At 44.7% G+C, this 15018-nt stretch carries 10 protein-coding genes; all 10 read right to left on the bottom strand.

Annotated elements, in window-relative coordinates; translation table 11 throughout:
* Positions 1 to 83: 83 nt before the first annotated feature.
* Positions 84 to 1550 carry an ATP-binding protein gene (locus I2I33_RS00830; RefSeq protein WP_087419069.1) on the bottom strand — a complete coding sequence of 489 codons (1467 nt, stop codon included), beginning with the start codon at positions 1548 to 1550 and terminating at the stop codon, positions 84 to 86.
* A gap of 162 nt (positions 1551 to 1712) precedes the next feature.
* Positions 1713 to 2114 (bottom strand): LytR/AlgR family response regulator transcription factor, encoded by a 402-nt coding sequence (locus I2I33_RS00835; RefSeq protein ID WP_087419070.1) that lies wholly within the window; start codon positions 2112 to 2114, stop codon positions 1713 to 1715.
* A 124-nt stretch (positions 2115 to 2238) separates the two neighbouring features.
* Positions 2239 to 3585, bottom strand: a complete 1347-nt coding sequence (locus tag I2I33_RS00840; RefSeq protein ID WP_140402515.1) for a hypothetical protein — start codon at positions 3583 to 3585, stop codon at positions 2239 to 2241.
* 94 nt (positions 3586 to 3679) lie between these two features.
* A complete protein-coding gene (locus I2I33_RS00845) occupies positions 3680 to 4390 on the bottom strand; it encodes a hypothetical protein (RefSeq protein ID WP_087419072.1) in 711 nt (236 codons plus the stop codon).
* Positions 4391 to 4431: 41 nt separating this feature from the next.
* Positions 4432 to 5199 carry a hypothetical protein gene (locus I2I33_RS00850; RefSeq protein WP_087419073.1) on the bottom strand — a complete coding sequence of 256 codons (768 nt, stop codon included), beginning with the start codon at positions 5197 to 5199 and terminating at the stop codon, positions 4432 to 4434.
* A gap of 88 nt (positions 5200 to 5287) precedes the next feature.
* Complete coding sequence (locus I2I33_RS00855; RefSeq protein ID WP_140402516.1) at positions 5288 to 6379, bottom strand: TlpA disulfide reductase family protein; 1092 nt, start codon at positions 6377 to 6379, stop codon at positions 5288 to 5290.
* Positions 6380 to 6464: 85 nt separating this feature from the next.
* On the bottom strand, positions 6465 to 9767 hold the full coding sequence (locus I2I33_RS00860) for a metallopeptidase TldD-related protein (protein WP_087419075.1): 3303 nt from the start codon (positions 9765 to 9767) through the stop codon (positions 6465 to 6467).
* A 337-nt stretch (positions 9768 to 10104) separates the two neighbouring features.
* Positions 10105 to 11679, bottom strand: a complete 1575-nt coding sequence (locus I2I33_RS00865; RefSeq protein WP_087419076.1) for a DUF4998 domain-containing protein — start codon at positions 11677 to 11679, stop codon at positions 10105 to 10107.
* Between the two features lie 3 nt (positions 11680 to 11682).
* Positions 11683 to 13029 carry a DUF4959 domain-containing protein gene (locus I2I33_RS00870; protein WP_195666709.1) on the bottom strand — a complete coding sequence of 449 codons (1347 nt, stop codon included), beginning with the start codon at positions 13027 to 13029 and terminating at the stop codon, positions 11683 to 11685.
* Between the two features lie 55 nt (positions 13030 to 13084).
* A complete protein-coding gene (locus I2I33_RS00875) occupies positions 13085 to 15016 on the bottom strand; it encodes a RagB/SusD family nutrient uptake outer membrane protein (protein ID WP_087419078.1) in 1932 nt (643 codons plus the stop codon).
* Positions 15017 to 15018 lie beyond the last annotated feature (2 nt).

Consider the following 15018-nt stretch of genomic DNA (forward strand, 5'->3'; position numbering starts at 1 on the left):
TCATAGTCATACAGCAGTCCTAATACGTCTAATTCTATTAAACTTTTCATCTAAACACTGTCTGGACAATTAAACTGGAACCATTACATTGAAATATTAGAAATAGAAGATAATAGCAATCGACCTTTCTCGGTTAAACGATACTTTTGATTTCTATGCCTAGAATTTTCAGGATGAGTTTGTTCCACAAATCCATCCTTCATTGCAGGATTCAAATACCCATTAAGAAAATTATCTCTCCCCCTCAAAGACAATACTTCCATAATCTCTTTCACCGATAATTCTTGCCTATCCAAACATGACACGAGCATCCTTACTTGTCCTGTTACTTGTCCCATTACTTGCCCTGTTACTTGTCCTGTTACTTGTCCTGCAACTGGTTCATACCTAAATGTAAGAACAATAAAACCATCTTCCGATTTATATTCTGGCTCCTGCAAATTAGCTTTTTTACATTCTTCAATCATTAAAATAATACCACGCCCCCAACTTTCCAGTAATTTACGTTTATAAAGGACATTGGCAATCAATGGATTTTGTGGTTCAGAACGATGCTCTGACTTCATTTTTTCCAAATCCCAAGCGGGAGGAAATACCCCAGGATTCTCTATTTCCACTCGATCATCATATATCGCAATTCCGACAGATCCTCTAATCGTACGGTATTGTCTATGGCATAGGCTATTAATAATTCCCTCCCGTACCGCTTTATATGGAATAGTCAATTGTTCCTCTCTTTCTAAACCCTCGATTTTACCCGATAGAGAAAGATGTTTGAATATAAAAGCCATTGCGGCATCAAGTAATTTAAAAATATTACCTTGTATTCGCTGATTATCTAAAAATTCCATCTTATCCGTTCCTCTAAAACGCGCCAATCTTAACAAACATTGCGGATATTCTACAAGTTCTTTATTTGCAAACAAAATAGCAGCTGCATGATTAAGTATTCCATTCCTAATAAGGCCAAATTTTTCCAAAATCATAGGAATATTATTTCCTATATTTTCCGGCAAACGACCACACTCAATTCCAAGTCGTACTGTTTTTAAAACTTCATTATCATCTATATCCTGTAAAGAAATATCTCCATTCTCAAATAACTCCCAACGATATTTTGAACCATCACGAAACATTAAAAATTCATTGTATATAGATTGAGGCATCGTGGTTGTCATACTCTCTACACGATAATAAGGACGGCCCTTATATGTAAAAGGGCGTTCAAATCTCGAATCCTCCACATGAAGTGCTATGACCTTTTTATCACTACCAGGGATTGCCACATAAGATAACTGAACTTCAGCCAATGGTTCCAATCGATTAATAGCTTCTGCTATATTTCTTTTAGTATTATCTGCTATATCTTGCCCGATAACTTTCCCTTTATCAGTAACACCAAATAGAACTGTACCACCTTCTCCATTGAGAAAGGCACAAATTGTTTCCATCCCACGTTCCAATTGTCCTGTAGTTTCCTTAAATTCAATCTGAGAACTTTCCAAACCGGTTATCAACGATTTTATTACACCGAAATTATTTATATTCATTTTCAATTATTTGAATAAATACAAATATAATATTTTTATCTATCCTAAACAGTTAAAAATGATCTTATATTCCACTATATTGGATAATATGATACAAAAATATCCACTAATAAAGCCGCCGATGGCCGATTCACCAGGCCGATTGATGATTAAAGATGATAATTATAACTCCTGTTTGCTGTTTTGCCGGGGAAGTTCCGGGAAGTGTAGCACTTGTAATAGGCGGGGACGATAGGCCCGCCCGATCGGGAACCATCGGTCACCGATTTTCACGCTGTTGCCCACAAATGTATCGATGTAATGCCAGTTCAAGATGAAACTCTGGTGTACCCGGATGAACGTGTCGTCCGGCAAAGAGCGTTCCATCACCCCCAAACGATAAGAAATCGTCACTCGACTCCCGTCGATCGCATGAAACTCGCTATAACTGCCCGATCCCTCGACATAAAGAATGTCTGCGTACAAAAGCCGCCGGCAATAATTCTCCCACCAAAGAAATATATGTCCCTCGCCATAACGGGGTTCGCTTGAATGTATTAACGTGTTGGTCTTTTTGTTTTCCATAAATGATTGATTTTACACCTCGTAAAATCTGCCCCGGCGGCTGTAGCGATTATTGACATTCGCGAATAAACCCGGAAAACAAAAGACCAAACAGACATTGTCTAAATCAAAATGTCACTTAAAACTATTCCAAATCAAAATGATAGTTCCCCCAACGGGAAATCTTCCCTTTTTTCTTTTTTACAGGAACGACTTTCATCCGCTTGATGACTTTTCCCTTTTTCACCTTGTAAAAAATTTCCCCACGACCGTGACGGGGACAGTAGTCGCTTTCAGCACTTCGCACATCCGACAAACGCAACTTACCCGTGTACCACGTTGCCTCCACCGGGTTATCGCCATTCCCGGGAAAAACGACATCAAGAGGGATTATTTCCCATGAATTCGCCCGTCGGAGCGAGAGAAGATAGAGTTTATCGTCCCGAATTTCCCAATACCCGATATATCCCCGCAAACGGAAACGCGTGAACTCACCCCGCAACAGGGGACGAATCCGGGCGTAAAGATTCGTGTTATATTGGAAAGGGTAATTCTCCAGATTGTAAGTCTTACCGTTCGTGGTAATCTCATCAAAATCCTTGTTAACCCAAAAAGTAGCCGAACAGATAGCCTTACATCCCTTGCCCTCCCATGCTCTCACTTCTATCAACGGCGCATGTACTCGACCGCGTAACTTCACGTACTCCCATTCAGGCACAAGCTGCACGCACTCTTTCAATTCTTGTATGTAAGGGTTGGAGTAATCATTCTCTACCCATTGTTCGTCATCGTCTCTTACTTGTCCGATAGCGGCTTTATTCGATACCACTCGCACGGCAAGACCGAGGCTGTCTATCGTCCCGTCAGGCCGGGGAGTCACCTGCACTTTAGCAAGCAAATATTTATTCGCCAATTCCGGGAAACGATCCCCGTCAAATAACGTCTCGATCAAATCCCCGGCCTCGACATAGGAGAACATTGATTCTCTCAACTCGTTACGATACGTCGCTTTAGACATGATTCGTCCGTTTTCTACCCGGTATATCCATTCATCCTCGTAATCCGATCGAAATCCCAAAGCACCCCGACGAATACATTTTCCTCCTACCACATCCAGCTCCCCGCTAAACCACGAGGCAAAAACTTTTCCATCTTGCACATAATCATCAAAAATACCGCCTAAATCCATAAACACGACTTCATGATCATCAGAACGCATCGTGCCATAGTGATCTTCGATCTTCTCCAAAAATAAGGAATCCTCCTGCAAACGCCACCACCCATAATACGCTGACGCATCCCGAATATAAGGAGGAGAATATACCCGATCGTACACCTTGGCCGCCAATGTTGAATCTGCGTTTAAAGGATTGGAATACATCCGGAAAGTATCCCTCTCGATAAGAACCATGCTCTGCCCGGAAACTTCCATCGGAACAAAAACACGAAAACAAGCTAAAAATATCCATGGAACAAACTTCAATTTTTTCATCATACCGCAAATTTTAAAAGATAAAAGATTGGACCGCCCCCTAAACCCATCCAAAAGGCGGTCCCCATTCCATACGTTTCTCTCGTTTACTTATTTACTCGTCTTGCTTCCGGCTGTTCATCTCGGCCTCATTCTTTTTGAGTAATCTTTTAAACTCGTCTTTCGGCAATCTCCATGGACTAAATGTACCGAACATATCATAACCAGTCTTATTCAAAATAATGGTCGTGTACTCATTTCCACTTCCAAACGAACCACATACTTCTAAAAGAATCCGTCGACCTCCTTCGCTATCTGGATCCAAAACTTGTAAATCTACCTCTTTGAAAGCTTCACATTTCTCCTTTATTAATTTGTGGTAAAAATTTTTTAATGTGTTCTTTGGGAATCCGTCCAATTTCTGAAAAGCTTCGTCCGGCATAGAAAATTCCACGGTGAAAACTTGTCCATTTTTATCAACAAAAAGCTTAAGATTAAATCCTTCTAAAGCTTTTATCTCGGGAGGAAATATTTCCCAAAGTTGATCCTCCCAATCATAAATAGCCTTGTTCACTTCGTCGGAATTTAGATTATAATTAATTCCTCCCGGGTATTTACTCTCAAACCGTTGAAAACATTCTTTAAAATCAGAGACTCTCAATCTCCAATAAAATTCTCCCGATTCATAGGTCTTCCTTATAGGAATAACTTCCAAACCGTTAATAACTCTTTTGGGCAACGTATCCACAACGTATGGATACCATTGTGCATTTGCGATCATGGTACATGACAAGCATACGAATAGTGTTATAATTATTTTTTTCATCTTTATGCATTTTTGAGGTTAATATAATAAATTCACATTATTCAAATTTTACCGTAAAACCAAACAATAGCTAACAAGCGTGGTCTATAGCCATGCAAATCTTTAACTTTAATATACTTATCTTCGATCTGAAAAATACAAGAAAATCCATAATTATAAAAATCAGATGAGAACTGATCCATATTCTGAACCTCATTGTCAAGAATCTTTTGTAACCAAATTAAATAAGATTCATAATCTTTATGTTCAGAATTCAACCCTTGATATTTATACGGAAATGAACTAAAATCACGACGCATAAATAAATCGGTCAAAACCCTTATCTCGTACTCTTCCCGAGCGGCATACAATCGCTTCCGGTACTCGTCAACCGTGTAAAAAGCAAAAAAATGCAACAACTCATGTATCATGTTTTCTATCTTAAGGTTTTCTACACCAGAAAAACCTATTTCGGAAGAATTAGGATTAAACCAAGATTTCCTTTCATCATCATGTCTTACCGCTACTCGAAACTTAAATCCCCTATTTATCAAATCATCTACAACATCACGCATTTCCGGAATAGAGCGATATATGCTTTGAAGAAAATTCTCCACTTTGCCAAGATAACTCTTGCAATCAGCGGATTTATCGTAATCGATAAGCTTCTTCACCCATTCCTCGTACCCGGCAAAAGGTGGCGATGTCCTACTACTCAAGACCTCCAACCCTTGTTCGTCTTCTACCATATCCATCTCATTAACACAACTACTAAGTGCTAATAGGATGAACACCAAATAACCGATGTCTCTAAATAATTTTGTTTTCATAAGTTTATATGTATTTAGTTTTTAAAATTAGGACCGCCCCTTGGATGAGTTTAGAGGCGGTCCCGGTTCAACGTACTCCTCACACTTGCTATTTCTTCTTTTTCAGCATCTCGTCGATCTTCTTCTCCAAGTCTTTACCCCGGAGATTTTTAGCCACAATACGGTTTTCACCATCGAGGATAAAGGTGCAGGGAATTCCTTTCACACAATACTCCGCGGCAATTTCAGATTGTCCGCCTTTTAAGTCGGACACGTTTTTCCAATCGCTGCCATCCTGACCGATTGCCGACAACCAAGCCTGCCTGTTATCATCAATGGAAACACTGATGATCTCCAACCCTTTCGGGCGATAACGCTTATAGATCTTTATCAAGTTCACGTTCTCTGCCCGGCAGGGACCACACCAAGAAGCCCAAAAATCAACGACTTTCACTTTAGCTTTGGTCTCGTGCAGTGAAAGTACACCGCCATCTGCCAACGGGGCACTGAAGTTGGGAGCGATTTCCCCCACGGCGACTTTTTTCATCATTTCCAGATCAGCTGCAATCTGTTTGCCGTAGGAAGTTGCTTTCGCCTTTTCACTCAGAGCATCGTAACGTTCGGCCAATTTCACCTCGTCCAAACTCTGCGGCAACTTCGAAGCGATCACAAATGCAGACACGGGAGAGTCGTTATGCTTCTTTATTAAGGCCAACTCGTCAGCCTCGACTTTCGCCACTATTTTTTTAAACTCCTGTTGCAATCTCTGTAATTGCGGGGGATTTGCCCGGGCTTGCATATCCAACTGTTTTTGACTTTGTTTCAGATACTTATCCAAATCATAAAATTCTTTCCATACTTTCTGCGCCTCCCCATCGCTCTCCACGATCAACTCGTTTGCGCCCATCGTGATCGTGTAGTTGGCGTTTTCCAGCATGAAAGAAGCCAACACGGCATTCTTTTTCACCGGCATCAGATAGACCAACGTCAATTCCGGCATCCGGCCCGTGAACTCGAACACGCCATTCGTGACCGTGGCCTCGCCAATGTCAAGCATTCCCTTATCCGTGTTGGCCACCAACAGCAATTTACCATTGACCGTGTTAGCCAATTTCCCTTCAATCTTATAGCTATCCTCTTGTGCCATCGTGAACAGGACACAACCTAATAACATACATACTGTAAATAAAATCCTTTTCATCTTTTCCGCTTTTTGTTGTAGAGAAGTGACTGAAAGCCCGCCCGCCGTAACGAACGGGACTTTCAGCACTTCCGATATTCATGTTCTAATCCCGCTGTCTTGGGAGTTTCAACGCCGGTTCCTTCTCCGTCTTCGGGTTAGCCTTCTCGATCACCATGCCATCCACGATCATCCCCGCAGGATAAATCATCGAGGCCGGGTAAGCGTTCGGCAAGTAATTCATCACCTCTTCCTTCGAGGAGATGGCAACCAACTTCAACAACTTCGTCAACTCCGGCATGTGGAAACCCGTGGTCCGGACACGGGTCTCTTTCCCGTCCTTCAAGTCCACCCGGTACACGACAAGTGCCGACCCGGAAATACCTCTCACGATGTAGGCACAGGATTGCCCGGCTGCTTTCGCCGCCTTGATCAACAATTTTTTCATCTTCTCGTGAGCAACGCCCTTTTCCGCCTGCACGTGGATCGTTCCCGTACCCGTCACTAACGTCGGGCTTTGCGGTGACATCATGAAACGGGAACTACCCGTGGTCTCCGGAGCCTTCAACGCAGGGATCCGCCCGTTCAGCATTTTCTTGAACACGCCCTTTTCCACCAGCACCATTTCCGCTTCCGGCGTGACACCGTCCCCGTCCATCTCGTAATAACCGTATAGCGGGGTTCCGTTATATTCCTTCTTGTTCGTGTAGTTCTTCACCGTCAGGCGCTCGTCCATGATCTTCTGGCCGAACTGATCCGCCAATCCCCGTCCCATAGGCATGAGAGAACGGGCCGCGATCAACCCGCCGCGATAAAGCAAGTTATTGGCTAGGACGGTTGCCACGGCACCTCCCTCGAACAGAATCGGGCCATTGTAATATTCCGCCACGGGAGGAGCCGCTTTCAACTGCATCAATCCCTCGGCAAACGCTTTCACCCGCTCTTTCAACTCCTCCACCGAAGGAATCTCTGCCGGATTCAACAGGGAAAGAGAGAACGAATCCCCCAAGTTCGAACCGTCGTCACCGCGGACTTCCGCAGAAACCGTGACACTCACGTATCCACCCGGTTCTTTCAGTTGTACCCCTTCCGTCGTCAGGCGGTACATATCCACCTCCAGCCCGTTGATCGCCACGCTGGAATTATAAATCTCCTTGTACTCGTTGAACACGGCAGACACCTCGGTCACGAGCCGTTCCAAAACACCCTGATCAATCTTGTAGGCCTCCGGACGCTCTTGTACACGGGTAACCGTCGGGAGCGGTTGCATATCTGCCAACGCCGCCTCTTCCGAGGGAAGCGGGTTCTGTTGCAGGTAATTCATTTTCTGCGCCATCATACCCAACGCGTACTTGTACATCATATCGGACGATTCCCACAACCCGCGGCGGATCACGTCATAGTCCACCTCCGAAGGTAATTGCGCGGGAGCGATCTGTTCCTGATACTGCACGTCACTGTTTCTCTGGTAATCACCAAGCAACACCTGCGTGCCGCCACTCATTTGCCACGGGGACACGTTCGAAAGCATTAATCCTCCCAACGAGGCCGCCATTTGAAAATGACGATAGCGGGCTATCGTGTACGAGATATAATAAGGTTTCGGCCCGTTAGGAAGAACTAAAGCTGCCTTGTTACGTTCCTGTTCGGAGCGCATCGCGGCAAAAATAACATCATCCGGATTATTCTCTTTCACCACCTCCGGTTTCGGGGAAGGCAGGATCGGGGCAATATCACGAGCCTGCGCCCGACGTTGCGTTTCGATCTTACTCACGAATATCGTGGGTGAGGATGCCGTCACGGGCACCCATCCCGACTCCGCACCGCAAACGCCCGTGAAAACGCTGGGTTTGTCTCCGGCAGCCGCGATATTGGAGAACATGGACAACGGGGTACCGATCAAATCCACCCCCCGCACCAACTGATCCGGGCGACCGTCCACGAACACCCGGTACACTTCCAAGGGAGTCACGTTGAAGGAGTTCAGACTTCCACCCTCTCCCGTGTACGTGAAACCGCTTGTCACAGTCCGGAAATAGTAACCATACTCTTTCCCTTGTTTTTGAGCCTCTGCCACCAACATGGCCCGAAGTTCATCCTCCGTGTAAGCGTGAGTGGTCTCTATGATCAGGTTGGATTGCCGGGAAACGGGGTCTCCCCCGCCGGAAGTACGACCGTGGCCGTTACTTGACGGGAAACCATCCAGCGGAACCCGGCTCATCAAGAACTCTTTCAACACGCCATTCACCACGTTATCCACCCGGTGAGCTTTTACTCCCTCGTCATCATACACGTAATGACCGTATAAATCGGTATCGGCATAACGTTCCAACAAAGGCGTACAATACACTTGAAATTCAACAGGCAACACTTGCTCTCCCACCATCTTCTTGAAGGTTTGACCGCCCGATTTCAAGCGATGGCCTTCCAGACGGTGACCAAAGATCTCGTGAAAAAACACTCCGCTGGCAGGGCCGGACAGAATGGCGGGACCCGTGTAAGGATCGGCCACCGGGGCATCACGCAACGCAAGCAACCGATTAATCATGTCCCGTGCATCCGCGATCATCCGATCATTATCCGGTAAGTCATCGGGCGTGTAAGCAAAATAGTCCCTGTTCAAGGGCAGTTCCATCCCGTCAGCCGCTTTCAAGGAGGCCATCAACATCACCCGGGTAGCAATCCGGTTCTGCACCACCACGCTCCCCTCGCTATTCACAAAATAGGTGCGCAATACTTGAAAACTAAAACTGGCTGATCCCTCGCTTAACTCGGGGCAAGCCTTGAACACGGCGGAAACCTCGTTCAAACGCTGTTCCCAAGCCCGCTTAATATCCATTTTCTGCCTCCCGGCAGCCAAGGGAGCCTCGTAATAACGTTCCATGGGAGCATCAGAGAAACACGGGGCTTTATCCTCGTCCGCCACGCTCACCGTGGCCCGGGTCTTCGCCTGATCGTACATATTACGGGCGAACTCGTAACGTTTCAACGTTTCCCGCCAAATCGCTTCCCGGATCGCATCCGTGGCATCATCATCCAAGGGTAAAACGACCCCTCGCGCTCCTTGCGCGTTAGGTCCGGCAAACCCTCCTTGCATATTATACTTGAAATTATCCAGATCCGGACTACCCAACCGGACTTGTGGCACCAACGTCCTCATACGATTCTCGTTAGAGGTAGTCACGGCCCCGAATGAACTCACGACCGTTATCGTGCGGTCGTCCATCGCCCGTAAGTTCATGTAATAGGGAACACTTTCCTGTTTTTTCAGTTGCTCCATGCTATACGCCAGCTCCCGTTTCATCAGTTGCAGGAGACGATCCTCCTGCTCTTGAGCGAAAGCCCCGGAAAAACACAACAAGAGTATCCCGCTAAAAAAGAGTTTGGTAAAATGATTGATTTTTAGCATATCGATCTATTTGTAGGGGCCATCCGAAAAGCTCTATCTGTCGCGAAACAAACTCCTCCGGCCTTCGGCCACCTCCTCTATGAACAGAGGAGGAGCTGGTAACTCTTACCAAAGACGGTAAGTAACTCAACTCTCCCTCTGTTTATAGAGGGAAATCGGCGAGTAAGCAAGAACAGACAGAGAGTTTACTCATCGTCTGTCGAGCGAGAGCCGATTCGAGCCTGCAAGCAGGCTCAATACCCGAAGGAGGGAGGGAGTTAAAAAAACAACTTTCCAGACTCCCCCTTTTTAATTACTTATCAAAATTGCTCAAGCGAGCATATCGAGATTCCGTCCTCTACTTCAACTTAAAGAGAAGAATATCCCCCAAAGCGATCGCACAGTTTCCACCCGGGTCTGAACCATCCTGTAAGGTAAACTTGATATAGCGTACCCGCCGGGAACCTTCCGGGAATTTCAACAAAGTAACTTCTCCCGATCCGCGTCCCAGTTCATTGGTTTCAAAATAAGTGACATTCTGCCAATGACCTCCGTCCGTGGACACTTGAATGGAAATCTGAGAAGGCATGATGTATTGCATCCGTCGATCCATCATCGGGTGATACAGGGGTTGTGCAATCTTTATCCCGCTAATCTCTGTTTCCTCCAACAATTCCATAGCCATCTCGTACTTACGAGGCATCGTATTAGACGTGGTTGTCCATGTTGTTTGATAATTATCATCCAACAAAGCATCCAAAACAGCATAAAGATCCGAAGGAGAACAATTAACCTTACTCCCGTTGTCATACGTTTTCAAGGCCTCCGGTGCAATCAATTCCATCTCGGGAAGCGGGGAGTATCCCATGTATTCCATATATGGAGGTTCTTCCGTCTCGAAATAGGGTATATTCCAGCCACCATACCATTCGATTTTCAATCCCAAGACATCCGGTTCACTTGCCTTATCCAAAACTTGAAGACTCCTCTCTATATCACTTCGCAACACGGGATGATCATAATCCGTCGAATATTTATACTTCGAGTCCAGATAACGGTTTTTCGCAAATATCAATTTTTTCAGATTCGGGCAATACAACACGTCCTCGAAAGTTTCCATATCGTAATCAAATTCCAACTCGGTCACCCCTTCTACAAATTTCTCAAATTCCGCTTCCTGCTCTTTCGTTTTAGTCGAATAACCATAACGACGCTCGATAGCATTGACAAATCCTGAACTGAAAATCTTCGTACGGTTCAGAGCCAACGGATCAAATTCAATCAGATCCGGACAACCTTCCACCCTTCCTTTCCGAAGTACATAGACCGTATCCGTCGGGTTCATGCTCACGTCATCAATCGTGATAAAAGCGTTGTAACTCGTTTCCTTATCAAACGTGTAATATTGAATATCACCCTGTGTATTCTTGTATTGCAACTTGATCTCATCAATATTCTCGTTCCACTGGTCGGAGAAGAAAATCAACTTATTTTTCAAGAAATAGGGTTTCACGACCCCTCTCGTGAATGCCAACATAATCTCGTGTTCCCTCGTGTAAGGACGCCCATAGGTCGTTTCCATCAAAGACTCGTTCCCCTCACCGTCCACAGCACAAATATCGAACCGGTACGTCCCGTTTTTCAAATTTTTCAACTCGTAGGATTCGGCCGTATTCGGAAGAAATATCGTATCTCCCAAGTTCTCACATGACCATATCACCTTGATTTTATCAACGGTAGCATCCGTCCCGTTTATCCATTCCAAAAGTAACCGTTCCCAACCGGGAGTGGCATGAACCTCTGTACATTTTGCCACGTAACGGATCTTTCCGTCCCCGGCATAATCGCTATACGTGTCTTCCAAGCTTTCACCGCACCCCACTAACAACGCAGCAGCCGCAAATAGATTTATGATATATTTTCTCATTCTCATAGCTTAATCCTTTTTCACATAAACTTCCAGTTCCTGTAACGTAAAATACTCTTGCAAATTACGATTTATCCCGTCTTCCTTCGACACGTCAAACGTGTCGTGTACCAACACTTTCAAGTAACGATACTTGTTGTTCACAGGAGGGAATTGAATATCCACGTAAATCGGGTCTCTCGTTTCCAGATCTTCCACGTCCTTAGGAGCCAACGTAAGATCCGTTGTAAGACGTGACCAACGTTTTTGTACAGCCTCACGCTTGGGATCCTGATTTAACTGTCCTAAGAAAACCCATCCTTCGTCATCCGGATCCGAAGATGTGCTATTACCATATACCGATATTCGACACGGCACCTTGTCTTCGTAAGAACCAATCCACACGTTCCCCCAAGTGGCAGGACTAACTGCATGATTACCAAACATAGGATAAAGACAATAAATACGAATCCACGCCGGAATTTTCTCTTCCTTCAAGTCAAGAACCATCGGTTTTTCGTAAGCGTAAGGACCGGCAAGATAAGCTCCATAAACTTCCGTCCCCGTACGTGCATCCTTGTCTTCATAAGCAGAAGCGATCAAACGCTCCACACCTTTCAAGTCCCCGTCAAACAGATATTCCACTCCCGTCTTGGCCTTAGCACTTTCCCTTGACATACCGAAATCATTGAAATCGTTCGCAGACATCTGCCATTGTTCTGTCCGGAAAGCATCAATGTCCGGATAAATTTCCTGTCTTACACGGAAACCGTGAAAATCCTCCGTGCGGACAATGACGGTATTCTTCGTTCTTTCTTGTTTCTGTATAAAATTAAGCGTGTCTCCTTTTTGCGTAATCGGGAAACTACTCATCAGAATCGTGTCTTCCTTCTGTGTCAGCGGATTTGTTCCCAAGTAAAAAACATGAACCATCCCGGTAACTATTGAAGGACTTTTGTAAATCACCTGAAAACCGTTCCACGAAGCTCTTACGTTCAGATCTTCGAAAAAAGACCAAGGCGCACTGTCCAGCGTTGAAAATTGATATTCCACCGCTGCCGATTCTTCGCTATTCTTGTTAACGAAAGAGATCCAAGCATTGATTCCCTCCTGACTTCTGGTGAAACCGTCCAACAACACCGAGTCACCACTATATCCACAGGCTTTCAATACATCCAATCCTTGCCAGTCCTTGTAACGGATATTCATGGCAAAGATGTCACTGTCATTCGGCAGGCTGTAATGCATCATCGCCCCACCTGCAACCGGAGTAAACTTAATTTCCAGTCCTTCCGTCGATGGTTCGAAAACCGAATTATCGTCCTCGCAGGCAAACAAAGCGAACACAAATAATAATAAGAAAATGGTATTTTTCATCATTCTATCTTTTTTAAGGATTAAAATTTACAATCTACAATCGTAAATCCATCAATTATCTACCACCCCATCCCGGGTTCTGCACCATTCCAGAAATCAGAATCTCTTCTGCATCAAACGGATCAAGATAATCTCGCGGGGCAATAAACTTATTGCTGCTCCACACCACAACCGGACCTGTCTCATAGTTGTAGAACGCCTGATCTGTGGTTCCAATAACATTCCAACCGTATTGTTTTTCGTTCATCGTCTGATGAGCTGTCAGCCAACGGCGAAGATCCCAGTAACGATGCCCCTCAAAAGCGAACTCAATACCATACTCTTGATGAATAATATCCCGCATTCCGACTTTTGTGGTTACTTTTGTCGGATTGTTGGAATAATTTCCCCAAGCCTCCCTTACAGGCAAAATTCCGGCACGTTCGCGAACCTTATCCAGTGGATCATACACCCGGCTATCCGGCTGATCCAAGTATTCATTCCAAGCCTCTGCCTGCATCAAGTAGACTTCGGCCAAACGAATAATGGCAGCAGTCTCATTTCCTTGCAGATTATTGGAATATCCCAAAGTATTGTACCACGAGAACAAATGTTTTTTCAACCAGTAACCGTTAATGTTTTGCCATGAATTACTGACAATAAAGTCATATTGTGTTCCCCATGGTTCTTCTCCCTTGTGAGCCCGCACAAGCAAGTTATAATCTTTGTCAGCCGTGTTCGTCCCACGCTGCCAGTACATCCGGTCTCCGGCGATAGAGGCATAGAATCGGGGCTCACGACGAAGATGAAGATTCACCACGTCGGTATTCATCGGGATGACACCCTCGTACACGGGACTACTCTCTGATCCCAATTTATAGCGATTATTATAACTCCATGTAATATCAGCGTCAATAGGTAACCCGTTCGACGTGTAGTACATTTCCACCATCTTCATGGATGGAGAGAGGCAACCTAACGCCTGAGAATCAAAATTATCATCATCACCAACCAACCGCGGCAGGAAAAATTGGTGAAATGTAGACGGATATTTCCATTCCAACAAGTATTCTGAATTGGTGAAACGAGAAAATGTCATAGTCTCTATATCAGACATTTTATTCAACAAATCAGTCTTTTTCACGGTTGTTCCCGAGATCAAAGCCCGTCCACCTTCTTCACACATTTCAGCCGCTTTATCGGCAGCTTCTGCGGCTAATAACCATTTATTCCGATCATAAGTGGAATTAAAAAGCAATTCCCCATCCTTGTTCTTGAAGTCGGAATAAAACGCATTCCCGTTGAAAAGAGGAGAGGCAGCATAAAGCAGCACTTTTGCTTTCAGCGCATACACCGCTTCAAGGCTGAACGTATGGCCGTAATTGGATATTCTTTGACTATGTTTGGGCACGTATTCCATGGACTCATCCAACAAATTAATGATCTCCTTGAAACAAGTGTCCACATGTTGACGAGGTAATTGATAATCTTTCACCGGCAAATCTACCGGCATATTCTGTGGAATCAAACAAATAGGCCCATAACGACGCACTAATTCGAAATAGACATACGCTTTCACTGCTTTCACGTCTGCCTTCCACCAGTTGCGATCTTCCTCGCTCATATTGTAGGTATGGTCTACATTTTCAAGGAAAATATTACAGTTGCGAATAACAACATACATCCTGTACCAGATTGACCCGTAAGGATTCTGAGACATCTGAAGACCATCAGCGATCTTTAGCCCATCGAGATTATACAGAGTTGAATTATACAACGCCTGACAAGTTACAAATTCATCCGCTCCAAGATAAGCCGTATTAACCCTAAAATCGGCAAATATACGGTTCAACTCGGAGTAAAGCCCTTTCCACCAATTCTCAACTTTCGTGCGCTGCTCAAAAAGTGATTCAATCGTTTCAATGTCTTTCTCCGGCACCATGTCAAGGTAATTACACCCGGGAAGCAGAAGAATGCCACAAAGTATTGATAATAAATATTTTTTCATTG

Source organism: Butyricimonas sp. BSD2780061689_150309_C8 (genome assembly GCF_015560935.1).
GTDB classification, from domain to species: Bacteria; Bacteroidota; Bacteroidia; order Bacteroidales; family Marinifilaceae; genus Butyricimonas; species Butyricimonas paravirosa.